The organism is Lysobacter sp. N42 (genome assembly GCF_004344885.1).
Genome location: NZ_SKFB01000006.1, coordinates 62,383 through 86,634, shown reverse-complemented (window position 1 = coordinate 86,634; position 24,252 = coordinate 62,383). Strand labels below are relative to the sequence as shown.

Here is a 24,252-nt window from a genome sequence, read left to right as displayed (position 1 = left end):
GGTCCGATTCGAGAGGCGGCGGATTATAGCGGTCGGCCGTGGGCGCAGGCTCAGTGATGGGGCGCGCGGTCGTCGCGGTCGTGCTCGCAGCGGTCGCCGTGCTCGACCTGCAGCGTGGGGTGGTTGATGCCGAAGCGGCGGTCGAGCTCGCCGGTGACGCGGTCGAGGAAGGCGTCGTGGTCGCCATCATCCGGTCGGACCAGGTGGGCGGTCATCGCGACCTCGCCGGCACCGATGCGCCAGATGTGCAGGTGGTGCACGGCGGCGACGCCGGTTTCGCCAGCGAGGTAGGCCCGCACGGCCCCCGGGTCGATGGCCGGGGGCACGGCATCCATGGCGGCGTCGAAGCTCTCGCGCAGGAGGCCGGCGGCGCTCGCCACCACGACCAGGCTGACCAGCACGGCCATCGCCGGGTCCAGCCAGTTCCAGCCCAGCAGTGCCATGCCGGCGCCGGCCAGCACGGCGGCCAGCGAGACGCCGGCGTCGGCCATGAGGTGCAGGAACGCGGCGCGGCGGTTCAGGTCGTGCTCCTGGCCGGCATGCATCAGCCAGGCGGCACCGAGGTTCACGCCGATGCCGATCGCGGCGACGACCATGACCGGCAGGGCGGGAATCGGCGGCGGCGCCGTCAGGCGGCCGATGGCCTCCCAGACCAGTGCGCCCGAAAAGCCCACGAGCAGCACCGCGTTGGCCAGGGGCGAGAGCAACGTGGCGCGACGCCAGCCATAGGTGTGGCGCGCGGTCGGCGTGCGGCGCGCGAGCACGGCCGCGGCCCAGGCCAGTGCCAGCCCGAGCACGTCGCCGAGGTTGTGCAGCGCATCCGAAAGCAGCGCCAGCGAGTTGGTGGCGAAGCCGTAGCCAGCCTCCAGCGCGGTGTAGGCCAGGTTCGCCAGCGTGGCGATGGCGAAGACGCGCGCTGTGCCGCCGGTGTCGTGGGCGTGGTGGTGCGCACCATGGCCCGGCCCGGGGCCGTGGCTGTGTCCGTGGTGGTGGTGGCCCAGGCCCATGCCGGCTCAGCGTTCGGGCGGGCGCACCAGCGTGCCGATGGGCTCGCCGTGCAGGATCTTCAGCAGCTGGCCGGGCTGGTCCATGTCGAAGATGCGCAGCGGCAGGCCGGCGTCGCGGCAGAGTGCGAAGGCGGCGGTGTCCATCACCTGCAGGTCGCGCGAGAGCACGTCGTCGTAGGTCAGGCTGTCGAAGCGCACCGCGTCGGCGTGCTTCTTCGGGTCCTTGTCGTACACGCCGTCGACCTTGGTGGCCTTGAGCAGCAGGTCCGCGCCGATCTCGATCGCGCGCAGGGCGGCGCCGGAGTCGGTGGTGAAGAACGGGTTGCCGGTGCCCGCGGCGAAGATGACCACGCGGCCCTTCTCCAGGTGCCGGACGGCGCGGCGGCGGATGTAGTCCTCGCAGATCTGGTTGATCTTGATCGCGCTCATCACCCGGCACTTGGCGCCCAGCTTCTCGAGCGCGTCCTGCATGGCCAGTGCGTTGATGATCGTGGCGAGCATGCCCATGTGGTCACCGGTCACGCGGTCCATGCCGGTGGCGGCCAGGCCCGCGCCGCGGAAGATGTTTCCGCCGCCGATCACCAGGGCGACCTCCGCCCCGGTCTGCTGCGCCTCGATTACCTCGCGCGCGAGGCGGTTGATGATCTTGGGGTCGATGCCGTAGTCCTCGTCGCCCATCAGCGCCTCGCCGGAGAGCTTGAGCAGGATGCGGCGGTAGGCGAGGTCGGACATGGGGACTCCAGGCGTTCGGGGGCGCGGGAATTGTAGGCGACGCACCGCCGCCCGGCAGCGTCCGCGCAAAAGAAAAGGCCGCGCGGTGCGCGGCCTTTCCGGTGTCGCGGGCGGCGGCGATTACGCCAGGCCGGCCTGCTTCATGACCTCGGCGGCGAAGTCGTCGGCCTGCTTCTCGATGCCTTCGCCCACGGCGAGGCGGACGAAGTTGACCACTTCCGCGCCACCGGCCTTGAGCGCCTGCTCGACGGTCTGGTTGGTGTCGAGCACGTAGGCCTGGCCGGTGAGGCACATCTCGTTGATGGTCTTGTTGACCTTGCCCGAGATCATCTTCTCGAGGATCTCCTGCGGCTTGCCGGTGTCCTTGACCTGGGCCAGCGCGATCTCCTTCTCCTTCGCCACGAAGTCGGCCGGGACGTGCGCCGGCGAGATGTACGGCGGGTTCATCGCCGCGACGTGCATCGCAAGGCCACGGGCCAGCTCGGCGTTGCCGCCCTTGAGCTCGACGATCACGCCGATGCGGCCGCCGTGGACGTAGGCGGCGAGGGTGTTGGCGCTGTCGATGCGGGCCATGCGGCGGACCTGCACGTTCTCGCCGACCTTGGCGATGACGGCGGCGCGCGCTTCCTCGACGGTCTCGCCCGAGGGGAGCTTCGCGGCCTTCAGGCCCTCGACGTCCTGGGCCGAGAGGGCGGCCTGGCCGACGGCCTCGACGAAGCCGAGGAAGTTGGCGTCCTTGGCGACGAAGTCCGTCTCCGAGTTCACTTCGACCAGCAGCGCGGTGCCTTCGGCCTGGGCGGCGACGATGCGGCCCTCGGCGGCGACGCGGCTGGCCTTCTTGTCGGCCTTGGCAAGACCCGTCTTGCGCAGCCAGTCGGCCGCCGCCTCGATGTCGCCGTTGTTCTCGGTGAGTGCCTTCTTGCACTCCATCATGCCGGCGCCGGTGCGCTCGCGCAGTTCCTTGACCAGGGAAGCAGTGATCTCTGCCATGGGGCGTAGCCTCTGGGATTCGTGTGGGGTTCGGGCCGCGGCGCCCGCCAGCGGGCCGCGGAAGGCTGGTCGACGGATGTGACCAGCGGAAGACGGATGGCCCTGCGCGAGGGCCATCCGGTGAAGCGTCTTACTCGGCGGCCGGGGCGTCGGCCTTGCGCGGAGCGCCCTTCTTGGCCGGCGCGCGGCGCGGGCCCTTGCGGTCGTCCTTGTCGCCTTCGGCGCCGGCCTCGGCGAAGTCCTCCTCGCGGACCGAAGCGGCCTGCGGCGCGGCGGCCTTGCCCTCGAGCACGGCGTCAGCGGCGGCGCGGGCGTAGAGCTGCACGGCGCGGATGGCGTCGTCGTTGCCCGGGATCGCGTAGTCGACCAGCTCCGGGTCGTAGTTGGTGTCGACGACGGCCACGACCGGGATGCCGAGCTTCTTGGCTTCCTTGATCGCGATGTCCTCGTGGCCGATGTCGATCACGAAGATCGCGTCGGGCAGGCGGTTCATCTCCTTGATGCCGCCCAGCGAGGCCTCGAGCTTCTCGCGCTCACGGCGCAGTTGCAGGACCTCGTGCTTGACCAGCTTCTGGAAGGTGCCGTCGGTCTCAGCGGCCTCGAGCTCCTTCAGGCGCTGCACCGACTGCTTCACCGTGCGGAAGTTGGTCAGCGTGCCGCCCAGCCAACGCTGGTTCATGTACGGCATGCCGCAGCGCTCGGCCTCTTCCTTGATGGCATCGCGCGCGGAGCGCTTGGTGCCCAGGAACAGGATCATGCCGCGCTTCTGGGCGACGCCCGAGAGGAAGTTCATCGCGTCGTTGAACAGCGGAACCGTCTTCTCGAGGTTGATGATGTGGATCTTGCCGCGCGCGCCGAAGATGTACGGACCCATCTTGGGGTTCCAGTAGCGGGTCTGGTGGCCGAAATGAACGCCGGCCTCCAGCATCTGGCGCATGGTGATCTGGGGCATTGCTTGAACTCCAGGCAGTGGAATCCGGCCGACGGACAGGAAGCGGCCACCCGCTGGGCGGGCGAGGATTCCGGGGTTGGGCCTCCCTGCCGCGTCCGATGTCCGAACCCCGAAGGGCACCCCGGCATCGACGGTGGCGGCAGGTGTGTATTCGCCCGGGAACCGCGCGTGGCGGCGCCCTGCGCCCGGCGTGGGCGGCTCGCGGTGGGCTGCGTAGCCCCGCAAGTGTAGTGGGAACAGGCACTTGGGACAACCGGCGGTAGCCGGCGGCGGGGCTTGGCCACGGACGGGCACGAGTCGAAACGGCTTCACCGCCGCGGACCCCTGACTCGTCGGACCGATCCGTGTCCATCCGTGGCTGAGCCTCGACCTCAGCCTGCCGCATCGCAAGGCGCAAGGGGCGCGGTACGCGCCAAGCGGGCGACATGGCGCGGTCGGGAGGAGAGGGCATGCGGATACGCCTGCCGCGGCGCGGCATAATGCGCGGATGCCGATTTCGCTCAAGACCCCCGAAGACATCGAGAAGATGCGCATCGCCGGCCGCCTGGCCGCCGAGGTGCTGCAGGTCGTGGCCCCGCACGTGAAGCCGGGCGTGACCACCGAGGAGCTCGACCGCATCTGCAACGAGCACATCGTGAAGGTGCAGGGCGCGATCCCGGCGAACGTCGGCTACAAGGGCTTCCCGAAGACCGTCTGCACGTCCGTCAACAACGTCATCTGCCACGGCATTCCGAGCCCGGGCAAGGTGCTCAAGGACGGCGACATCATCAACATCGACGTCACCGTCATCAAGGACGGCTGGCATGGCGACACCAGCCGCATGTACTTCGTGGGCACGCCCTCGGTGATGGCCAAGCGCCTGGTCGAGGTCACGCGCGAGGCCATGTTCCGTGGCATCCGCGCGGTCAAGCCCGGCGCCACGCTCGGCGACATCGGCCATGCCATCCAGACCTATGCCGAGTCCGAGCGTTTCTCGGTGGTGCGCGAGTACTGCGGCCACGGCATTGGCCGCGTCTACCACGAGGACCCGCAGGTGCTGCACTACGGGCGCGCGGGCGAGGGGCTCGTCCTCAAGCCCGGCATGACCTTCACCATCGAGCCGATGATCAACGAGGGCTCGCGGCATACGAAGGTGCTGCCCGACGGCTGGACCGTGGTCACCAAGGACCGCAAGCTCTCCGCGCAGTGGGAGCACACCGTGGCGGTCACCGAGGACGGCGTGGAGATCCTCACGCGCCTGCCGGGCGACGACAACGAGCTGTGAGCGCCGGCCCGGCCGCCGACGGCGCGCATGACGACGCCGCCTGGGTCGCCGATGCCCGTGCCCGGCTGGCCGCGCTGGATGCCGTGCTGGCGGCGGAGTTCGACCACCACGGGCGCGAGGCCGACGTGCGGTCGCTGGTGCGCCGTCGTGCGGAAGGCATCGACGGGCTGGTGCGCGATGCGTGGGGCCGCTGCCTGGGCGCCGCGCCCGCGGCCGCGCTGTTCGCCGTGGGGGGTTACGGTCGCGCCGAGCTCTACCCGCAGTCCGACGTCGACCTGCTCGTGCTCGCCGACGAGGCCGACCAGCCGGCGCTCGCGCCGCGGCTCGCGCGCCTGATCGCGCTGCTGTGGGACGCCGGCCTGCCGGTGGGCCATGCGACGCGCTCGCCCGCGCAGTGCACCGAGGCCGCCGCGGCCGACATCACCGTCCTGACCTCCATCCTGGAGGCCCGACGGCTCTCGGGTGACGCCGCGGCCGCGGCGAGCCTGGCCGACGCCGTCGCGCCCGCACGGGCCTGGCCCGCGCGCGAGTTCTTCCACGCCAAGCGCGACGAACTGCGCGCCCGGCATGCCCGCTTCGGCGACACGGCCGACAACCTCGAGCCCAACCTCAAGGAAGGCCCCGGCGGCCTGCGGGACCTGCAGACGCTGCGCTGGATGGCCCTGCGCGTGCTCGGTACGGGCGACTTCGCCTCCCTGATCGCGCTGGGCCAGCTCGGGGCCGACGAGCACGCCACGCTCGAGCGCCAGCACGACGTGCTTGCGCGCCTGCGCTTCGGGCTGCACCTGGTGGTCGGCAAGCGCGAGGAGCGCCTGCGCTTCGACTACCAGAAGGCGCTCGCCGCGCGCATGGGCTACGCCGACGCCCCCGATGCGCTCGCTGTCGAGCAGATGATGCAGACGTTCTACCGCAGCGCCGGCCTGGTCCAGCGCATCGGCGACCGCCTGCTGCAGCGGTTCGAGGAACAGCTGGATGGCGAGGCGGCGGCCGAGCCGCTGCAGGGCGAGTTCGAGCTGCGCCGCGGCTACGTGGCCGTGTCGTCGCCCCGGTGGCCGCGCGACGCCGCCGACGTGTTCGCGCTGTTCGCCGCCTGGGCCTCGCGCCCCGGCGAGGGCGAGGGCTGCGCGCGCGGCCTGCATTCGCATACGGCCCGCACCCTGGCCGAGGCCCTGTCGCGCATGCCGGCCTTCCACGAGGCCGACGCACGGGCACGCGAAGCGTTCATGGCGCTGCTGCGCGGCCCGCGACCGGTGCGCTCGCTCTCGCGCATGGCGCGCCTGGGCGTGCTGGGCCGGTGGATCCCGGCGTTCGCCCGTGTCTCCGGACGCATGCAGTTCGACCTCTTCCACGTCTACACCGTCGACCAGCACACGCTCGCCGTGCTGGCCAACATCGAGTCGTTCGCGCGCGGCGACGACGAGCGTTTCTCGCTGGCGCACGAAGTCTGGGCACGGCTGCGCAAACCCGAGCTGCTGCTGCTGGCGGCCCTTTTCCACGACATCGCCAAGGGGCGCGGCGGCGACCACTCCGAGCTCGGCGCGGTGGACGCGCGCGAGTTCTGCGAGGCCATGGGCCTGCCCGCGGGCGATGTCGCCATCGTCGAATGGCTGGTGGCGCGCCACCTGTTGATGTCCGTGACCGCGCAGAAGCAGGACATCGCCGACCCGGAGGTCATCCACCGCTTCGCGCAGCAGGTGGCCGACCGCGACCGCCTGGAGCTGCTCTACCTGCTCACCTGCGCCGACATCGCCGGCACGTCCCCCAAGCTCTGGAACGCGTGGAAGGACCGGCTGCTCGCGGACCTGTACACCGCCACGCGGCTTGCGCTGCGCCGGGGGCTGGAGCATCCGATGGCGGCGGACGAGCGTGCGGACGAGACGCGCGCGGCGGTCGCGTCGCTGCTGCGGGCGGACGGGCTGGACGATGCGACGATCGCCGGCCTGCTGGCACGCATGCCCGACGTGGGCTTCCAGCGCAGCCGGCCCGACCAGCTCGTCTGGCAGGCGCAGGCCCTGCACGCGTTGGGTGCCGCGGACACCTGCGTACGCGTGCGGGCGCTCGCCGACGCCGGTGCACTCGAAGTGTTCGTGCATTCGCCCGACCGCGACGGCCTGTTCGCCGCCATCGTCATCACGCTCGACCGCCTGGGGCTGGCGATCGCCCAGGCGCGCGTGCTCGACGGCCCCGGCGCGCGTGTCTTCGACAGCTTCCAGGTCGTGCCCGCGGACGGCCGCGCCGCGCCTTCGCCGGACGAGGTGCGCGCGCGGCTGGAGGCCGTGCTCGCGGGTCCGCTGGACGGCCTGCGCCCGGCGCGTCGCGCCCAGCCGCGGCACCTGCGCCATTTCCGCATCGCCCCGCAGGTCGGCTTCGACCGCCTCGACGCACCGCCGTGCACGCTGCTGAGCCTGGTCTGCACCGACCGCCCCGGCCTGCTGGCCGACGTCGCCCTCGTGCTGCGCGAGCAGGGCCTGCGCGTGCACGATGCGCGCGTGGCCACCTTCGGCGAGCGCGCCGAGGACGTGTTCCAGATCACCCGCGTCGATGCCGCCGGCGTCGACCGCCCCCTCGACGAACCCCACCAGCAGGCGCTGCGCGATGCGCTGCTCGCCTGCCTCGACGGAGATTGCCCATGAGCCCGACGGCCAAGAAGACCGCCGCCAAGAAGACCGTCCGCCGCAAGGCCGCGCCCAAGGGCCCGGGGCGGGACGAGCTGAAGTTCATCATCGACAGTGCCTGGGAGCGGCGCACGATGCTCACCGTCGACGAGATCGACGGGTCCACGCGGCCGATGGTCAACCTCGTCATGGACCGCATCGAATCGGGCGAGTACCGCGTGGCCGAGCCGGACGGCAAGGGCGGCTGGAAGGTCAACGAGTGGCTCAAGAAGGCGGTGCTGCTGTATTTCCGCACGCAGGACATGGAGCTGGTCGAGGCCGAGCCCGCGCCGTTCTGGGACAAGGTGCCGGCCCGCTTCAAGGGCTTCGGCGAGGCCGACTTCCGCCGCCTGGGCGCACGCGTGGTGCCCGGCGCGATCGCGCGCCGCGGCGCCCACATCGGCAAGGACGTGGTGCTGATGCCGAGCTTCGTGAACATCGGCGCGTATGTGGGCGAGGGCACGATGGTCGACACCTGGGCCACCGTCGGCTCCTGCGCGCAGGTCGGCAGGCACTGCCATCTCTCCGGCGGCGCCGGCATCGGCGGCGTGCTCGAGCCGCTGCAGGCCACGCCCACGATCATCGAGGACCACTGCTTCATCGGCGCGCGCTCGGAGGTGGTCGAGGGCGTGGTCGTCGGCCACCATTCGGTCATCGGCATGGGCGTATTCCTCGGCCAGAGCACCCGCATCTACAACCGCATGACCGGCGAGGTCACCTACGGCTACGTGCCGCCGGGATCGGTGGTGGTGTCGGGCCAGCTGCCCGCCAACGACGGGTCGCATTCGCTGTACTGCGCCGTGATCGTCAAGCAGGTCGACGCCAGGACGCGTGCGAAGACCTCCATCAACGACCTGCTGCGCGGCCTGGCCGACTGACATGGCGACCACGCTCTACGGCCTGGCCAACTGCGACACCTGCCGCAAGGCGCGCAACTGGCTCGCGCGTTTCGGCATCGAACATGGCTTCGTCGATTACCGCGACCAGCGCCCCTCGCCCGAGATGCTGGTGCAGTGGAAGGACGCGCTCGGCGGGTGGGATGCGATGGTCAACAAGTCCTCGACCACGTGGCGCAACCTGCCGCCGGCACGCAAGGCCGCCGCGTCCGATGCCGAATGGAAGCTGCTGCTGCGGGAATATCCCCAGCTGATCCGGCGCCCGCTCGTCGTCACCGACGACGGGTCGGTTTCGCAGGGCTTCTCCGACAACGGCTTCAAGAAGCGCTTCGGCATCGGCTGAGACGTCTCGCCCGGGCAGGCCCAAGGCCCCCACCCGGGGAGGCAGGCCGTTGGTGACCCCGGCAGCACCTGGCAACCCCGGATTACGGGATCTGGAGACGACATGAGCGACGTCCTCGACCTCACCCGCGCGCTGATCGAGCAGCCCTCGCTCACGCCCGATGACGCCGGCTGCCAGGCGCTGATCGCGACGCGGCTGGAAGCGGCAGGCTTTGCCTGCGAGTCCATGCGCTTTGGCGACGTCGACAATCTGTGGGCGGTGCACGTGGGCAAGCCCGGGGGGCCGACGCTGGTGCTGCTGGGCCATACCGACGTGGTGCCGCCGGGGCCCGTGGAAGCCTGGGCGAGCGATCCGTTCCGCCCGGAGATCCGCGACGGCCTGCTCTTCGGGCGCGGCGCGGCGGACATGAAAGGAAGCGTCGCCGCGTTCGTCGTCGCCCTTGAGCGCTTCGTCGACGCGCATCCCGACCACCGCGGGCGCGTGGCCCTGCTGCTGACCTCGGACGAGGAGGGCGATGCCATCGACGGGGTGCGGCGCGTGGCCGATGCCTTCCGCGAGCGCGGCGAGCGCATCGACTGGTGCATCACCGGCGAGCCGTCCTCCAAGGCGGTGCTGGGCGACCTGCTGCGCGTGGGGCGGCGCGGCTCGCTGTCGGCAACGCTCACCGTGCGCGGCATCCAGGGCCACGTGGCCTATCCCGAGAAGGCGCGCAACCCCGTGCACGAGGCGATGCCGGCCCTCGCCGAGCTGGCGGCCCGCCGCTGGGACGAGGGCTATGGCACGTTCCCGCCGACCAGCCTGCAGATCAGCAACATCCTCGCCGGCACCGGCGCCAACAACGTGATCCCCGGCGAGCTGCAGGTGCTGTTCAACCTGCGCTACAACCCGCACTGGGATGCGGCGCGCCTGGAGCGCGAATGCGAGGCGATCGTCGCGCGCCACTGCAGCGACTACATGCTGGCCTGGCATCGTAGCGGCGAGCCCTTCTACACGCCCGAAGGCGAGCTGCGCCAGGCCTGTCGCGAGGTGCTGGCGGAGTTCGTCGGTCAGGCCCCGGAGGAGAGCACCGGCGGCGGGACCTCGGATGCGCGCTTCGTCGCGCCGCTGGGGGCGCACTGCGTCGAGATCGGGCCGGTGAACGCCAGCATCCACAAGGTGGACGAGCACGTGCGCGTGGCCGACCTCGAGCGCCTGCCCGAGCTCTACCTCGCGCTGATGCGGCGCCTGCTCGCCTGACGCTCACCGGCCGTCGACCGGCGGCCGCCGAGCATCCGGACATGGCCCGGCTCAAGCTCGCGACGTTCAACATCAACGGCATCCGCGCGCGCCTGCCGGCGCTGCTGGAGTGGCTGGAACGCGAACAGCCCGACATCGCCTGCCTGCAGGAACTGAAGGCGCTCGACGAGGCCTTTCCCGTCGCCGACATCGAGCGCCTGGGCTATGGCGCGATCTGGCACGGCCAGAAGTCGTGGAACGGCGTGGCCATCCTCGCGCGGGGCACGCAGCCGGAGGAGCGCCGGCGCGGACTGCCGGGCGATCCCGACGATACCCACAGCCGCTATCTCGAAGCGGGCGTGCACGGCCTCGTGGTCGGGGCGCTCTACCTGCCCAACGGCAACCCCTGGCCCGGTCCGAAGTTCGACTACAAGCTGGCCTGGTTCGAGCGCCTGGTCGCCCACGCCCAGGGTCTTCTCGACGCGGGGGAGCCGACGGTGCTGGCGGGCGACTTCAACGTCGTGCCCACCGACGAACTCGACATCTACGACCCCAAGTCCTGGCGCAAGGACGCGTTGCTGCAGCCCGAGAGCCGCGAAGCCTGGTTCCGCCTGCTCGGGCAGGGCTGGACGGACTCCCTGCGCAGCATCGCCGGCGATGCGAAGGTGTTCACGTTCTGGGACTACTTCCGCCGGCACTGGGAGCGCGACGCCGGGCTGCGCATCGACCATGTGCTGTTGTCGCCCGCGCTGGCGCCCATGCTCGCCGAGGCCGGCGTCGATCGCTGGGTGCGCGGGCGCAAGGGCGCAAGTGACCACGCCCCGACCTGGGTGGTGCTGGACACGGACGCCGGCGCACGCCGCCCGGCGTCGAAGAAACGCGCGGCCACCCCTGCGCGCGCGGCGGCGAAGAAGCGCAGTGCCGCGCGCAAGGCCACTCGCGCACGCAAGGCCGCGAATCCGGAGACATAGGAACGCAGCCCGCGCACGCGCGGCGCGGCCCGGTGGCCGATCGTGCGGCCACGGCGGTGCGCTTCGCATGGCCGGGCTGCGCACGAATGCAAAGAAAAAAGCCGCCCGGCGGACCGGGCGGCTCGGTGTCGAACGATGCGCGGGGCGATCAGCTGCCCGTACGCGCCGGCGCCTTGGGATCGGCGGGCGTCGCGTCCGGCGCCCTGCTGTCGTCGGCCGCCGGGGCGGTCAGGCCGCGGCGCTCGAGCAGCGGCTCGATCTTCGGCTCGTGGCCGGCGAAGTCGCGGAAGAGCTTCATCGCGTCCTGGCTGCCGCCCTGCGACATCAGCGTGGCGCGCAGGTGGTCGCCGTTGGCGCGGGTCAGGCCGCCGTTCTGCTTGATCCACTGCACCGTGTTCGCGTCCAGCACCTCGGACCAGATGTAGGCGTAGTAGCCGGCCGAGTAGCCGCCCATGATGTGGCTGAAGTACGTGGTGCGGTAGCGCGGCGGGACCGGCGCGTAGTCCAGGCCGTTCTTCTTCAGCGACGCCGCCTCGAAGGCCAGCACGCCATCGGCGTCCGGCAGCTTGTCGGCCGTCAGCTGGTGCAGGTCCTGGTCGAGCATGGTCGAGGCCAGGTACTCGGTGGTCGCGTAGCCCTGGTTGAACTTCGACGAGGCGAGCACCTTGTCGAGCAGCTCCTTCGGCATCGGCTCGCCGGTCTCGTGATGCTTGGCGTAGTTGGCGAGGACGCTCGGCCAGTCGGCCCACATCTCGTTGACCTGCGACGGGTACTCGACGAAGTCGCGCGGCACGCTCGTGCCCGAGAACATCGGGTACTTCACGTCCGACAGCATGCCGTGGATGGCATGGCCGAACTCGTGGAACATCGTGGTCACCTCGTCCCAGGTCATCAGCGTAGGCTTGCCCTCGCTGGGCTTGGGAACGTTCTGGTGGTTGGCGACGACCGGCAGCGTGCCCATGAGCCTGGACTGGTCCACGTACGAGTTCATCCACGCGCCGCCGCGCTTGGACGGACGGGCGTAGAAGTCGCCCAGGAAGATCGCGAGCTGCTTGCCGTCCTTGTCGAAGACGTCGTAGACCAGCACGTCCGGATGGTAGGTGGGCAGGTCGGTGCGCTGCTTGAAGCTGAGGCCGTAGAACTGGTTGGCGGCGAAGAACACGCCGTTCTCCAGCACGTTCTTCATCTCGAAGTACGGCTTGAGCTGGCTCTCGTCGAAGTTGTACTTCGCCTGGCGGACCTTCTCGGCGTAGTACTGCCAGTCCCAGGGCTCGAGCTGGAAGGTCGGCTGGCCCTTGGCCTTCTGCTCCTTGTCGATCATCGCCTGCAGCTCGGCGCCCTCGCGGCGGGCGTTGGCCACGGCGGCCGGCGCGAGCTTGGTGAGCATCGAGTTGACCGCTTCCGGGGTCTGCGCCGTCTCGTCCTCGAGCACGTAGTGCGCGTGCGTGGGATAGCCCAGCAGCTGGGCGCGCTCGGCGCGCAGCTTGGTGACGCGGGAGACGATGGCGCGGTTGTCGAACTCGTTGCCGCGCGCGCCGCGGGCGATCGAGGCCTTGTAGATCCGCTCCCGCAGCGCGCGGTTCTCGAGGTTGGCGAGCGCGGGCTGCTGGGTGGTGTTGAGCAGCGCGATGACGTACTTGCCTTCCAGCTTGCGCGCCTTGGCGGCCTCGGCGGCGGCGGCGATCTGCTCGTCGGACAGGCCCTTGAGCTCGTCACGGCTGTCGACCACGATCGCCGACGCATTCACCTCGGCCAGCACGTTCTGGCTGAACTTGGTGCCCAGCTGCGCCAGCTCGGCATTCATCGCCTTGAGCTTGGCCTTGTCGGCCTCCGACAGCTTGGCGCCCGCGCGCACGAGGTTGGTGTGGTAGCGCTCGATCAGGCGCACGCTCTCGGCATCCAGCCCCAGGTCGTTGCGCCGGTCGTACAGGGACTTGATGCGCGCGTAGAGCTTGGGGTTGAGGTTGATCGCATCGGAGTGCGCGGAGAACTTCGGCGCGTACTCGGCCTGCAGCTTCTCGCGCACGGGGTTGGTGTCGGCGCCGGTCAGGTTGAAGAAGACCGAAGCGGCGCGCGAGAGGATGCGGCCGGACTTCTCGAGCGCGACGATGGTGTTCTCGAACGTCGGCTTCGCCTTGTTGTTGGCGATGGCCTCGACTTCCTTCAGCTGCTCGGCCATGCCGCGGTCGAAGGCGGGGCCGAAGTCGGTGTCCTTGATCTTGTCGAACGCCGGGTACTGCAGGGGCAGCGTGCTCTCGGCGAAGAAGGGGTTCGCGGTCGCGTTCACGGCAGGTTGGGCCTTGGAAGTCTGGGCAAGCACCGGAAGGGCCGTCGTGGACAGGGCCACGGCCAGCGCGAGGGCGAGAGGATGCTTCATTGGAGAACCTCGACGGGGTGAATCCGCGAGCCTAAACCAGCGCCGCTTTACGGGCCCATGACGAAAGGCATGTCCGGGCTTAACACGGGCGCCACCCCACGGCCGTTTTCACGCCGGGGCAACCGTTTACGGCGCATTTTTCACGTTTTCCCGCACAAGTCGAAGGAGTTGCCATGAACGTCCGCAGCGTCATGACCCCCGACCCCGCCACCTGCCAGGCCTCCACGCCCGTCCGCGAGATCGCCCGCCTGATGCTCGAGAACGATTGCGGCCTCGTGCCGGTGATCGACGCGACGGGCCGGCCGCTGGGCACGGTGACCGACCGCGACATCGCCCTGCGCGTGGTCGCCGAAGGCCGCGACGTGCACAGCTGCACGGCGCAGGACTGCATGACCTCGCCGGTGACCACCGTCAGCCTGGACAGCAGCCTGTCGGAGACCACCGACCTGATGGAGCGCGAGCAGGTGCGCCGCATGCTGGTGGTCGACAGGGACGGCCGCCTCTGCGGCATCGTCGCGCAGGCCGACATCGCGCTCAGCGGTCGCGACCGCCGCACGGCCGACCTGGTGGAGAAGGTCTCGCAGCCGCAGCAGCACTGATCCCGCGATAGTGCAGTACCCCCGGATGCCGCCCATCGGGCGGCATCCGCACGTCCGGGCACGGCCCATGCGCCGCGGCGGCGGTCGAAGTAGGCTGGCGCCAGCCGGGCTTCCGGCGTCCCCGATCGTGATGGAGGTGCAGGATGAAACTGCCCGTAGCCGGCCTCGTGCTGGCCCTGTTCGCCGGACACGCCTGGAGCGCCGAGACGCTGCGCTACGTCGCGCTCGTGGACGGCGGCAAGAAGACCGGCCACCACGTGGTCACGCGCGGGGACGACGGCCTCGTCCGCACCGACTTCGTCTTCAAGGACAACGGCCGCGGGCCGGAGCTGAAGGAGGAGTACCGCCTCGCACCCGACGGCACGTACGCGAGCTACCGCGTCACCGGTACGTCCACCTTCGGCGCGAAGGTCGACGAGTCCTTCGTGCGCGAAGGCGACCGGATCCGCTGGAAGAGCACCGCCGACAGCGGCGAGCGCGTGGTGAGCGGAACGGCCCTGTATTCGCCGCTGGGCGGCACGCCCGGGACCGCGTCGGTCGCGATCGCCGCCCTGGCGCGCCGGCCCGACGGGAAGCTGCCGCTCGCGCCCGGCGGCACGCTCAGCGCCACGGAACTTGCGCGCGAGAGGGTGGCGGGCCCGGACGGCGCGAGCCGCCAGGTGCGCCTGCTCGCCCTGACCGGGCAGGGGCTGACGCCGGCCTTCGCCTGGTTCACCGCCGATGACGCGCCGCGCCTGTTCGCCTTCATCTACCCCGGCTTCCTGCAGCTGGTGGAGGAGGGCTGGGAGGGCAGCGCCGGCGCGCTGGAAGAGCGGCAGAAGGCGGCCGAGGGCGAGATGCTGGTCGCCATGCAGCAGCGCCTGGCCAGGCCGCTGCCCGGTACCACGCTGATCCGCAACGTCCGGGTCTTCGACAGCGCGCGCGCCCGCCTCGGCCCCGCGAGCGACGTACTGATCCGCGACGGAAAGATCCTCGCCGTCGCCGCCACTTCGCCGAACGCGCCCGCGGCAGACCGCACGATCGACGGCGCCGGGCGCACGCTCATCCCGGGCCTGTTCGACATGCACGGCCACGTCGGCCGCTGGGACGGCGGGCTGAACCTGGCCGCCGGCGTGACCACCGTGCGCGACATGGGCAATGACAACGCCACCCTGCAGCAGCTCATCGCACAGGAGAAGGCGGGGACGCTCATGAGCCCGCGCGTGGTCCCCGCGGGCTTCATCGAGGGCGAGAGCCCGATGTCGGCGCGCAACGGCTTCGTGATCAAGGACCTCGACGGGGCGAAGAAGGCGGTCGACTGGTACGCCGCTAACGGATACCCGCAGATCAAGATCTACAACTCGTTTCCGAAGGCGATCCTGCGCGACACGGCCGCGTATGCGCATTCGAAGGGCCTGCGCGTGAGCGGGCACGTGCCGGCGTTCATGCGCGCGCGGGACGTGGCCGAACAGGGTTTCGACGAGATCAACCACGTCAACCAGCTGCTGCTCAACTTCTTCGTCACCGAAACCACCGACACCCGCACGCTCGAGCGCTTCTACCTGCCCGCCAGGCGCACGGCCGACCTGGACCTGGACGGCCGCGACGTGCAGGACTTCATCGCCCTGCTGGTCGCGAGGAAGATCGCCGTCGATCCGACGCTGGCCACGTTCGAGTTCATCCACCAGCGCGACGGCGAGATGTCGCCCATCGTGGCGGCGGTCGCCGACCATCTTCCGCCCGACGTCACGCGCAGCCGGCTCGCCGCGGAAATGGACATCCCGGACGATGCGACGGCGGCGCGATACGACAGGTCGTTCGCGAAGATGGTCGAGTTCGTCGGTCGCATGTACCGCGCCGGCGTGCCCGTGCTGGCCGGCACGGACGAGATGCCGGGCTTCACGCTGCATCGCGAGCTCGAGCTCTACGTGCAGGCAGGCCTCACCCCGGCACAGGCGCTGCAGGTGGCGACGTTCACCGCGGCGACGCACGCGCGCACCCCCGATCGCGGACGCGTGGAGCCGGGCCTGCTCGCCGACCTGGTGCTGATCGATGGCGACCCGACGCAGGACATCACCCGTCTTCGCAACGCCATGCTGGTGATCAAGGGCGACCGGGCCTACCTGCCGGCGCAGATCCACGAGGCCATGGGCATCCGGCCGTTCGTGCCGGGCATCCCGCTTCGCCGCCGCCATCACTGAGCCTGCGCGCCGCGGCGCGATCGCGGTGCCGAAACCGGGCGAGCGGGGCGCACCCGGGTCGTGCGGGGTGCACGGCGTGTTCCCGCATGCCGTCGCGGGGCTACGGGTGTTGCGCCGGTTACTTTTCGACGAACGCGCGCTCGAAGACGTACTGGCCGGCCACGCCGATGCGCGGTGCCGCGGTGAAGCCGCGGCCGTCGAGCAGGGCGCGGAAGTCGGCGAGCATCTGCGGACTGCCGCAGATCATCGCGCGGTCGAGCGCGGCGTCGAGCGGCTCGATGCCGAGCTGCTTCATCATCCGCCCGCTGGCCATCAGTTCGGTGAGGCGGCCGCGATGGTCGTGGCCGTCGAAGACGAAGTCCTCGCGGGTCACCGCAGGGTAGTAGAGGAGCTTTTCGCGGATCTGCTCGCCGAGGAACTCATGGCGCGGGAGCTCGTTGACGACGTAGTCGCGATAGGCGAGGTCCTTCGCCTCGCGCACGCCGTGGCAGAGGATGACGCGCTCGAAGCGCTCGTAGGTTTCCGGATCCTTGACGATCGACAGCCACGGCGCGAAACCCGTGCCGGTGCCCAGCAGGTAGAGGTTGCGCCCGGGGTGCAGGTCGCTGATCAGCAGCGTGCCGGTGGGCTTGCGGCCGATCAGGATGCTGTCGCCCGGCCGGATGTGCTGCAGTCGCGAGGTCAGCGGGCCGTCGGGCACCTTGATGCTGAAGAACTCCAGCTGCTCTTCCCAGTTCGCGCTCGCGATCGAGTACGCGCGCATGAGCGGGCGGCCATCGACTTCCAGCCCGATCATCACGAACTGGCCGTTGTCGAAGCGGAAGCCGTCGTCGCGGGTGGTGGTGAAGCTGAAATACGCGTCCGTCCAGTGGCGGACGTCGAGCACGGTTTCGGTGCCGAATGGCGATGACATCGCGGTGGGGATTGCAGCGGAGCGCGAATTCTAGCCCACCGCGGACGGCAGCCCCCCCGGCCGGCGCAGGCCCTCGTCCGACGCGGCGGGGGAGGCGGTCGCGTCCTCGCCCTCGGCCGCGCCCTCGGCGGCCGCCTGCGCCAGGCTCGGGCGGTGCTCGTCGCGCTCGACTTCGCGGCGCACGTCATCGAGCCACTTCGCCTCGATCAGGCCGAGCTGGGCGGCGTGTTCGGCGATCGCGCCGCTGTCGCGCGCCAGCAGCATGGGGACCCCGCTGGCGCTGACGCGCTCGAAATGCGCGCCGACACGGCGGTCGTAGTCCGACTCCAGCTCCGGGTCGACGTCGCGAATGTAGATGGCGGCGATCCGGTTGCCGAATTCCTCGGCGGCCTGTGTGTAGAGCTCGGCATCGGCCTGGCCGGAATCGCCCAGCAGCACCCAGCGCAGCTTCGGGAAGCGCTGGATCAACTCACGCGCGCGCTCGAGCTTGTGACCATGGCCCTGGGTCTTGATGAACTTGCCGGCGTCGGTGCCGAGGTCGCGCAGGAAGATGGGGCCGGGCGGGATGGCGTTGAGCTCCATGAAATCCTCGAGCAGGTCGTAGAGGTTCCATGGCGAACTGGAGACATAGAAGACCGGCACGCGGCCCTGGCCGTCGCGTCCGGCCTGCAGGGCCTGGTAGAGCTTGGCCACGCCCTTGAGCGGCTTTCGCGTGCGCGCGTTGTGCAGGAAGGTCAGCTGCGCCGCGGTCTTCCAGTTGGTGATACCGCTGTGCAGGATGGTGTCGTCGATGTCGGAGATGACGCCGATCCCGGCGTCGGGATGCACCAGGAGGACGGGCTGCGGCGTGAGCAGGCTGCCGTCGGGCAGGCTGGCGGCCGCATTGCTCCATAGCGAGTCGACCTGCGCAGGGCCGGGAAGCGCGGCCTGGTAGTAGCCCTCGTGGTCGGTCACCACCTCCACCGCGTGCTCGCCGAACTGCACCTTCAGGGGCTGGCCCGGTACCTCGTCGCTTTCGAAGCGCTGGTAGGTATTGAGCAGGTTGTCCCACCAGCTGTCCGCTTCGCCCGGTCCGCCGACCGGCCGCTCGGCCAGCACCCGGCCGATCATCTGCACGCCGTCGGCGTCGCCCCAGCCGCGATAGGCGGCGATGTGGCGCGGGCGGTGGCTGCGGAAGACGCGGCGGAAGCGCTGGCGGGCGGCGTCGATGAAGTCGTCGGCATCGATGACCGCCGACTGCAGGTAGGTGCGGACGTACGAGGGGGGCTGGGGCCGGGAGGCGTCGGTCATCGGGGGCGGAAACGGAAACGGGCGGCCAGTGTCGGGCCGCCCGCCTCAAGCCGCCGTGCACGGGGGGTGCATGGCGCGTCCCCGGCACCCGTCAGCGCGCGGCGGTCCGCAGGCCGGTGCCGCCGCCGTTGCAGGCCAGCATGCGCGAGCTGCGCAGGAAGGCCGGATCCGGGTAGTACGAGAAGACGAACTGGCCGCCCTTGAGCGTGTCGATGATCTCGCGCGCCACCTGGGACCGCACCGCCGGGCAGCCGTGGCTGCGGCCGAGGCGGCCACGCGCCTGCGCGCCGGCCGGGTCCACGTAGGGAGCGCCGTGCATCACGATGGCGCGCTGGCGCGCCGCGTCGTTGAAGCCCGGGTCGAGGCCGTCCATGCGCAGCGAATAGCCGTTGCCGCCGTGGTAGGTCTCGGCGGTGCGGAACAGGCCGAGCGAGGTCTGGTGGCTTCCCTCGCGGTTGGAGAAGGCGCGCGCGTAGTTCTCGCCGCTGCCCTGGCCGTGCGCTACGTGCTCGGCATAGAGAAGGCGGTCGCGCTCGAGGTCGAAGACCCACATGCGCTTGGCGGTCGAGGGCTTGGAATAGTCGATGACGGCCAGCCGCTGGCCGGCGCCGGTGGCGTCACCGCTGGCGATGGCGCAGTCGCGCGCCTTGAGGGCCAGGTCGATGACCGAGGCTTCCGCCCCCGGGGCGAGGGCGGCGAGCCGCTCGGCGCGAGTGAGTGCGGGTGCCACCGCGGCGCCGGGTGCCGCGGGAAGCGGGTTGGTATTCGCCGGCCGCGCGGGCACGTTCGGCTCTGCGATGGTGATGGCGGGAAGCAGGCAGGCGGCGGTCGCGGCCGCGAGAACGGAAAGACGCATGCAAGGGACCCCCGGGTCGTTGCGGGGGCTTCATCGAGGTCGTCGCCCCGTGAAGCCGTGCGCCTACTCTAGGGGTGTGCACGCCGCGTGCAAGCGGCCGTCGATCACATGTTCAGGCTTCGACCGCCGGTTCAGCGGGGACCGGTTTCTTCCTTGGGCTTGGCGCGCCGGTCCCTGAACAGGACGCTGAAGACGACGAACAGGCCCAGCATCGCGGCCACCAGGAACAGCACGATGGCGATCGCCGGGTAGCCGAACAGCGTGGCCCCCACGTTCGTGCGCATCATGAGCGCCGAGGACACCAGCAGCGCGGCGATGATCAGGCCCACGGTGATGCGGTTGGCGATCTTCTGCATGTTCTCCATGAGCCGCGAGTCGTCCAGCCCCTCGATGCGCACCTGCAGGCGGTTGTCGGCCAGCAGCGTCAGCAGGTTGTTGAGCTTGCGGGGCGCCTCGCGGATGAGGCCCTCGACCTCGATCAGCTCGCCGGCCAGGCCCGCGGGCGAGAGCGAGCGCCGCAGCCTCTGCGTCATCACCTGGTTGAGGTGCTCGCGCACGACCTCCTTGGCGTCCATCTCCGGGTCCAGCGCGTCGCAGATGGATTCGAGGTTGAGCAGCGTCTTGCCCAGCAGGCTCAGTTCGGGTGGTGTGCGCAGCCCGCAGGCGGTGCCCACGCGCGTGAGCTCCAGCACCAGCCGCCCCTCGGAGACGGTGCGCCCGCCCGAGCGCGCGGCATACGAGGCGACCAGCTGGCCGACCTCGCGCATGTAGCGCTCCTCGTCGAAGTCTTCCAGGCGCGTGCTGATCGAGATGCCTTCGTTGGCCACGTCCTCGCCGCGGCCGTCCACCGCCGCGAACAGCAGCTTCAGCAGCCGGTCGCGCCGCTTGGGCGGGACGTGCGCGATCATGCCCAGGTCGAAGATCGCAAGACGCCCGTCGCCCGTGAGCAGCAGGTTGCCGGGGTGGGGGTCGGCATGGATCTCGCCGTGCACGAAGGCCTGGTCGAGATAGGCGCGCAGCAGGTCGGCGGCGAGTTCGCCCAGCGGCTTCTCCGTGCGTTCCAGGCCGGTGATGTCGGTGACCTTGCGGCCACGGATCAGGTCCATCGTGAGCACGCGCCGGCCCGACAGGCTCCATACGGGCGTCGGCACCACCAGGCGCCCGTAGCCTTCCAGCCGCTCGCCGAAGCGCTGCAGGTTTTCCGCCTCGAGGCGGTAGTCGAGCTCGGCGAGCAGGGTGCGGCCGAACTCGGACACCCAGTCGCCGAACTTGAGTCGGCGGCCGATGTCGGTGCCGCGCTCGATCATGGCGGCGATCGACTTGAGCGCGTCGAGGTCGGTGCGGACGCTGGCGATGGCATCCGGGCGCTGCACCTTCACCGCCACTTCGCGGCCGTCGCGCAGCACGGCGCGGTGGACCTGCGCCAGCGAGGCACTTCCCAGCGGCGCCTCGTCGAAGGACTCGAAGACCTTGTTGGTGCGCACGCCCAGCTCTTCTTCGACGACCTGCCGCACCGTCTCGATGGGCAGCGGGGCGACGTTGTCCTGCATGCGTTCCAGTGCGGCCAGGTAATCGGCGGGGACCATGTCCGGACGCGTCGAAAGCGCCTGGCCGAGCTTGATGAACGTCGGCCCCAGCGCCTCGAGGTCGCGCACGAATTCCTCCGGCTTGCCCGGGTCGATGCGCTGCTCGGTCTCCGCTTCCACCTCCTGCAGCATCGCGTCCTGGTCGAGCCCGCTGAAGACGCCGGCGCTCCTGTACTTGATCAGGAAGCGCAGGATCTGCGCCGTGCGGGCAAGGCCGGTGGTCTGCTCGGACATGGGAGGTCTCCGTGGGTCCGCGCAGCCTAGGGCCGGCGCCGTCAACGCCGCTTCATCGCAGCCGGGGCAGCATGCCGCCATGCAGGCGACGGGCACGCTCTGGACCATCGGCCATTCCACGCACGCGTGGGAGGACTTCGTCGCGATCCTGCAGGGCGCCGGCATCGGGGCGGTGGCGGACGTGCGGCTGCTGGCGGGCTCGCGCCGGCATCCGCAATTCAATGGCGACGTGATGGAGGGCGCGCTGGCGGAGGCCGGCATCCGCTACGTGCTGATGCGCGACCTGGGCGGGCGCCGTCGGCCCCGCCCGGACACCCGCAATACCGCCTGGCGCCACCCGGCCTTCCGCGGCTACGCCGACTACATGGAAACGCCGGCCTATCGCCAGGCCCGCGAGCGCCTGGCCGCGCTCGCGCTGAGCGAACGCACGGCGGTGATGTGTGCGGAGGCGGTGTGGTGGCAATGCCACCGGAGCCTGATCTCCGACGATTTCAAGGCCAGCGGGTGGACGGTGCTGCACCTGCAGGCGGGCGGACGCGTGAGCGAGCATCCCTATACCGGGGCGGCGCGGATCGTGGACGGGCGGCTGGACTACTCCGAGCCGGCCGTCCAGCCGCCGCTGCTGTAGGCGCGTCGCCACATGGGCGCGTGGGCCCCGCAGGCCAAGCGCACTCGGTTCGACGGCAGGCGGATCCCGCGTGCGCTGCGCTTGCCCGCGCAACGGGTGGCGAGGGCCGCGGCCCTGGCGGTGCGCCTGCCTGGGCCGCGGTGCTTCAGCCGCGTTTCGCGCGGGCGAACGCGTCGGCCAACGCGTTGTTCGCAGGCGCCGGCTGTGGCCTGGCTGCGTTGCGCGGGCCGCCGTCGCGGGCACCACGCGACGCACGGTCGCCTCGCGGCGGAGCCGCATCGCGATCGCCGCGTGGCGCACGCGGCGCGGCGTCGTCCAGGCGGCAGGACAGGCCGATGCGCTTGCGCGCGACGTCGACCTCCATGACACGGACCTTGACGATGTCGCCCACCTTGACCACGTCGCGCGGGTCCTTCACGTAGGTGCTCGAGAGTGCGGAGATGTGCACCAGGCCGTCCTGGTGCACGCCGATGTCGACGAAGGCACCGAACGCGGCCACGTTGGTCACCACGCCCTCGAGCACCATGCCCGCGCGCAGGTCCTTGATGTCCTCGACGCCGTCGGCGAAGCGCGCGGCCTTGAACTCCGGGCGCGGGTCGCGGCCCGGCTTCTCCAGTTCGCGGAGGATGTCGCGCACCGTGGGTACGCCGAAACGTTCGTCGACGAACTGCTCGGGCCGGAGGCCGCGCAGGAACGACGCGTCGCCGATCAGCGCGCGGATGGGCCGGCCGGTCGCGGAGACGATGCGCTCGACCACCGGGTAGGCCTCGGGATGCACGGCGCTGGCGTCCAGCGGCTGGTCGCCGTCGTCGATGCGCAGGAAGCCGGCGCACTGTTCGAAGGTCTTGTCGCCCAGGCGCGGTACCTTGAGCAGTTCCCTGCGCGAACGGAAGGCGCCGTTGGCGTCGCGGTGGCGCACGATGTTCTCGGCGACCGTCGCGCTCAGCCCGGAAACGCGGGCGAGCAGGGCGGCCGAGGCCGTGTTGACATGCACCCCCACGGCGTTCACGCAGTCTTCCACCTTCGCATCCAGCGCTCGCGCCAGCTTGTACTGGTCGACGTCGTGCTGGTACTGGCCCACTCCGATGGCCTTGGGCTCGATCTTGACCAGCTCGGCCAGCGGGTCCTGCAGGCGGCGCGCGATGGAGACGGCGCCGCGCAGCGAGACGTCGAGGTCGGGGAACTCGCGGGCGGCCAGCTCGGAAGCCGAATACACGGACGCGCCGGCCTCGCTGACCACGATCTTGGTGAGCCTGAGTTCGGGTGCGAGCCGGATCAGGTCGGCCGCGAGCCTGTCGGTCTCGCGCGATGCCGTGCCGTTGCCGATCGCGATCAGCTCGACGCCGTGCTGCGTGCACAGGCGCCGCAGCGTGGCGAGCGAGGCGTCCCACTGGCGGCGCGGCTCGTGGGGATAGATCGTGTCGGTGGCCACCAGCTTGCCGGTGCGGTCGACGACGGCGACCTTCACGCCGGTGCGCAGGCCGGGGTCGAGGCCGAGCACGGCGCGCGGGCCGGCCGGGGCGGACAGCAGCAGGTCCTTGAGGTTGTCGCCGAAGACGTTGATGGCCTCGGCCTCGGCACGCTCGCGGGCCTGCGCGATGAGGTCGAGCATCAGGTGCAGGTGGAGCTTGGCCTTCCAGGTCAGGCGTGCGCAGTCCATCAGCCAGGCGTCGGCAGGACGGCCGTCGTTGCGGATTCCGGCATGCCGCGCGACGCGGCCGGTGGCGAGCAGGTGCCCGGCCTCCGCGTCGGTGCCGGGGTCGAGGTCGAGCTGCAGGAACTCCTCGCGGCGGCCGCGCAGCAGGGCGAGCATGCGGTGCGAGGGGATCTTCGCGATCGGCTCGGCGTGGTCGAAGTAGTCGCGGTATTTCGCGCCGTCGTTCTCCTTGCCCTCGATGACCTTCGAGCGGATGACGCCGACCTGCGACAGCCAGTCGCGCAGCTCGCCGACCAGCGCGGCGTCCTCGCCCCAGCGCTCCATCAGGATCGCGCGGGCACCGTCGAGCGCGGCCTTGGCGTCGGCGATCCCCCGCTCGCCGTCGACGTATCCGGAGGCGGTGGCCTCGGGCGACAGCATCGGGTCGGCCAGCAGCGCATCGGCCAGCGGTTCCAGCCCCGCTTCGCGCGCGATCTGCGCACGCGTGCGGCGCTTGGGCCTGTAGGGCAGGTAGAGATCTTCCAGCCGCGCCTTGCTGTCGGCGGCCAGGATGTCGGCGCGCAGCTCGTCGGTGAGCTTGCCCTGCTCCTCGATGCTGGCGATCACCTGCGCGCGGCGGTCCTCGAGCTCGCGCAGGTAGCCCAGGCGCGTCTCCAGCTCGCGCAGCTGCGTGTCGTCGAGCCCTCCCGTGACTTCCTTGCGGTAGCGCGCGATGAACGGGACGGTGGCGCCTTCGTCCAGCAGGCCGACGGCGGCGGCGACCTGTGCGGGCGTGGCGCGGATTTCCTCGGCGATGCGGCGGGCGATGTGCTGCGCGGTGCTGCGGTCCTGCATGGCGGCTCGAACGGGTTCGGGCCGGCGATTGTGGCCGCGCCGGTGCGGGGCGTCACCGTTGACAGGGCCGGCGG

19 protein-coding genes are annotated in these 24,252 nt (G+C 70.8%); 9 read left to right on the top strand and 10 right to left on the bottom strand.

Annotated elements, in window-relative coordinates; all coding sequences use genetic code 11:
* Positions 1-50: 50 nt before the first annotated feature.
* The 4 genes from EYQ95_RS12595 to rpsB all read right to left on the bottom strand — a co-directional run bounded on the left by EYQ95_RS12595 (position 51) and on the right by rpsB (position 3,681).
* Positions 51-1,007 (bottom strand): cation diffusion facilitator family transporter, encoded by a 957-nt coding sequence (locus tag EYQ95_RS12595; RefSeq protein ID WP_132327566.1) that lies wholly within the window; start codon positions 1,005-1,007, stop codon positions 51-53.
* A gap of 6 nt (positions 1,008-1,013) precedes the next feature.
* Positions 1,014-1,739 (bottom strand): UMP kinase, encoded by a 726-nt coding sequence (gene pyrH / locus EYQ95_RS12590; protein ID WP_132327565.1) that lies wholly within the window; start codon positions 1,737-1,739, stop codon positions 1,014-1,016.
* A gap of 120 nt (positions 1,740-1,859) precedes the next feature.
* Positions 1,860-2,729, bottom strand: coding sequence for a translation elongation factor Ts (gene tsf, locus EYQ95_RS12585; RefSeq protein WP_132327564.1), 870 nt, complete (start codon positions 2,727-2,729; stop codon positions 1,860-1,862).
* Between the two features lie 130 nt (positions 2,730-2,859).
* On the bottom strand, positions 2,860-3,681 hold the full coding sequence (gene rpsB / locus EYQ95_RS12580) for a 30S ribosomal protein S2 (RefSeq protein ID WP_132327563.1): 822 nt from the start codon (positions 3,679-3,681) through the stop codon (positions 2,860-2,862).
* Positions 3,682-4,168: 487 nt separating this feature from the next.
* On the opposite strand from rpsB, the gene map reads away from it, so the two are divergent.
* The 6 genes from map to xth all read left to right on the top strand — a co-directional run bounded on the left by map (position 4,169) and on the right by xth (position 11,024).
* Positions 4,169-4,945 carry a type I methionyl aminopeptidase gene (gene map, locus EYQ95_RS12575; protein WP_132327562.1) on the top strand — a complete coding sequence of 259 codons (777 nt, stop codon included), beginning with the start codon at positions 4,169-4,171 and terminating at the stop codon, positions 4,943-4,945.
* Complete coding sequence (gene glnD, locus EYQ95_RS26785; RefSeq protein ID WP_132327561.1) at positions 4,942-7,578, top strand: [protein-PII] uridylyltransferase; 2,637 nt, start codon at positions 4,942-4,944, stop codon at positions 7,576-7,578. Before map ends, glnD begins: the two co-directional genes overlap by 4 nt.
* Positions 7,554-8,477, top strand: coding sequence for a 2,3,4,5-tetrahydropyridine-2,6-dicarboxylate N-succinyltransferase (dapD, locus tag EYQ95_RS12565; protein ID WP_370451246.1), 924 nt, complete (start codon positions 7,554-7,556; stop codon positions 8,475-8,477). The genes glnD and dapD overlap by 25 nt, the downstream gene beginning before the upstream one ends.
* A 1-nt stretch (position 8,478) precedes the next feature.
* Positions 8,479-8,838: an arsenate reductase gene (locus EYQ95_RS12560; protein ID WP_132327559.1), complete on the top strand. Its 360-nt coding sequence runs from the start codon at positions 8,479-8,481 to the stop codon at positions 8,836-8,838.
* Between the two features lie 102 nt (positions 8,839-8,940).
* Positions 8,941-10,074, top strand: a complete 1,134-nt coding sequence (gene dapE / locus EYQ95_RS12555; protein ID WP_132327558.1) for a succinyl-diaminopimelate desuccinylase — start codon at positions 8,941-8,943, stop codon at positions 10,072-10,074.
* A gap of 41 nt (positions 10,075-10,115) precedes the next feature.
* Entirely contained in the window at positions 10,116-11,024 is a 909-nt protein-coding gene (gene xth, locus EYQ95_RS12550) for an exodeoxyribonuclease III (RefSeq protein ID WP_132327557.1), read from the top strand.
* A 148-nt stretch (positions 11,025-11,172) separates the two neighbouring features.
* Here the strand turns inward: xth and EYQ95_RS12545 are convergent, their stop codons facing one another.
* Positions 11,173-13,401, bottom strand: a complete 2,229-nt coding sequence (locus EYQ95_RS12545; protein ID WP_132327556.1) for a M3 family metallopeptidase — start codon at positions 13,399-13,401, stop codon at positions 11,173-11,175.
* A 173-nt stretch (positions 13,402-13,574) separates the two neighbouring features.
* Here EYQ95_RS12545 and EYQ95_RS12540 point away from each other — a divergent pair, with 173 nt between their 5' ends.
* The gene (locus EYQ95_RS12540) at positions 13,575-14,000 is read left to right on the top strand and encodes a CBS domain-containing protein (RefSeq protein ID WP_132327555.1); all 426 of its coding nucleotides are present in this window, start codon (positions 13,575-13,577) and stop codon (positions 13,998-14,000) included.
* Between the two features lie 143 nt (positions 14,001-14,143).
* Complete coding sequence (locus EYQ95_RS12535) at positions 14,144-16,180, top strand: amidohydrolase family protein (protein WP_132327554.1); 2,037 nt, start codon at positions 14,144-14,146, stop codon at positions 16,178-16,180.
* A gap of 118 nt (positions 16,181-16,298) precedes the next feature.
* On the opposite strand, the gene EYQ95_RS12530 is transcribed toward EYQ95_RS12535, so the two are convergent.
* The 4 genes from EYQ95_RS12530 to EYQ95_RS12515 form a co-directional block, all read right to left on the bottom strand.
* Positions 16,299-17,093 (bottom strand): ferredoxin--NADP reductase, encoded by a 795-nt coding sequence (locus EYQ95_RS12530; RefSeq protein ID WP_132327553.1) that lies wholly within the window; start codon positions 17,091-17,093, stop codon positions 16,299-16,301.
* Between the two features lie 30 nt (positions 17,094-17,123).
* The gene (locus EYQ95_RS12525; protein ID WP_132327552.1) at positions 17,124-18,383 is read right to left on the bottom strand and encodes an App1 family protein; all 1,260 of its coding nucleotides are present in this window, start codon (positions 18,381-18,383) and stop codon (positions 17,124-17,126) included.
* A 91-nt stretch (positions 18,384-18,474) separates the two neighbouring features.
* Positions 18,475-19,239 carry a murein L,D-transpeptidase catalytic domain family protein gene (locus tag EYQ95_RS12520; RefSeq protein ID WP_132327551.1) on the bottom strand — a complete coding sequence of 255 codons (765 nt, stop codon included), beginning with the start codon at positions 19,237-19,239 and terminating at the stop codon, positions 18,475-18,477.
* Between the two features lie 131 nt (positions 19,240-19,370).
* Entirely contained in the window at positions 19,371-21,059 is a 1,689-nt protein-coding gene (locus EYQ95_RS12515; RefSeq protein WP_132327550.1) for an AarF/ABC1/UbiB kinase family protein, read from the bottom strand.
* 79 nt (positions 21,060-21,138) lie between these two features.
* On the opposite strand from EYQ95_RS12515, the gene EYQ95_RS12510 reads away from it, so the two are divergent.
* Positions 21,139-21,687, top strand: coding sequence for a DUF488 family protein (locus EYQ95_RS12510; RefSeq protein ID WP_132327549.1), 549 nt, complete (start codon positions 21,139-21,141; stop codon positions 21,685-21,687).
* A gap of 145 nt (positions 21,688-21,832) precedes the next feature.
* Here EYQ95_RS12510 and EYQ95_RS12505 read toward each other — a convergent pair whose 3' ends face one another.
* On the bottom strand, positions 21,833-24,178 hold the full coding sequence (locus EYQ95_RS12505) for a Tex family protein (RefSeq protein WP_132327548.1): 2,346 nt from the start codon (positions 24,176-24,178) through the stop codon (positions 21,833-21,835).
* Between the last annotated feature and the right edge of the window lie 74 nt (positions 24,179-24,252).

Bases quoted from the DNA above. Each gene is read 5' to 3' on its own strand.
- EYQ95_RS12595 (WP_132327566.1), bottom strand. From the start codon at position 1,007: ATGGGCCTGGGCCACCACCACCACGGACACAGCCACGGCCCCGGGCCG.
- pyrH (WP_132327565.1), bottom strand. From the start codon at position 1,739: ATGTCCGACCTCGCCTACCGCCGCATCCTGCTCAAGCTCTCCGGCGAG.
- tsf (WP_132327564.1), bottom strand. From the start codon at position 2,729: ATGGCAGAGATCACTGCTTCCCTGGTCAAGGAACTGCGCGAGCGCACC.
- rpsB (WP_132327563.1), bottom strand. From the start codon at position 3,681: ATGCCCCAGATCACCATGCGCCAGATGCTGGAGGCCGGCGTTCATTTC.
- map (WP_132327562.1), top strand. From the start codon at position 4,169: ATGCCGATTTCGCTCAAGACCCCCGAAGACATCGAGAAGATGCGCATC.
- EYQ95_RS12560 (WP_132327559.1), top strand. From the start codon at position 8,479: ATGGCGACCACGCTCTACGGCCTGGCCAACTGCGACACCTGCCGCAAG.
- dapE (WP_132327558.1), top strand. From the start codon at position 8,941: ATGAGCGACGTCCTCGACCTCACCCGCGCGCTGATCGAGCAGCCCTCG.
- xth (WP_132327557.1), top strand. From the start codon at position 10,116: ATGGCCCGGCTCAAGCTCGCGACGTTCAACATCAACGGCATCCGCGCG.
- EYQ95_RS12545 (WP_132327556.1), bottom strand. From the start codon at position 13,401: ATGAAGCATCCTCTCGCCCTCGCGCTGGCCGTGGCCCTGTCCACGACG.
- EYQ95_RS12540 (WP_132327555.1), top strand. From the start codon at position 13,575: ATGAACGTCCGCAGCGTCATGACCCCCGACCCCGCCACCTGCCAGGCC.
- EYQ95_RS12535 (WP_132327554.1), top strand. From the start codon at position 14,144: ATGAAACTGCCCGTAGCCGGCCTCGTGCTGGCCCTGTTCGCCGGACAC.
- EYQ95_RS12530 (WP_132327553.1), bottom strand. From the start codon at position 17,093: ATGTCATCGCCATTCGGCACCGAAACCGTGCTCGACGTCCGCCACTGG.
- EYQ95_RS12525 (WP_132327552.1), bottom strand. From the start codon at position 18,383: ATGACCGACGCCTCCCGGCCCCAGCCCCCCTCGTACGTCCGCACCTAC.
- EYQ95_RS12520 (WP_132327551.1), bottom strand. From the start codon at position 19,239: ATGCGTCTTTCCGTTCTCGCGGCCGCGACCGCCGCCTGCCTGCTTCCC.
- EYQ95_RS12515 (WP_132327550.1), bottom strand. From the start codon at position 21,059: ATGTCCGAGCAGACCACCGGCCTTGCCCGCACGGCGCAGATCCTGCGC.
- EYQ95_RS12510 (WP_132327549.1), top strand. From the start codon at position 21,139: ATGCAGGCGACGGGCACGCTCTGGACCATCGGCCATTCCACGCACGCG.
- EYQ95_RS12505 (WP_132327548.1), bottom strand. From the start codon at position 24,178: ATGCAGGACCGCAGCACCGCGCAGCACATCGCCCGCCGCATCGCCGAG.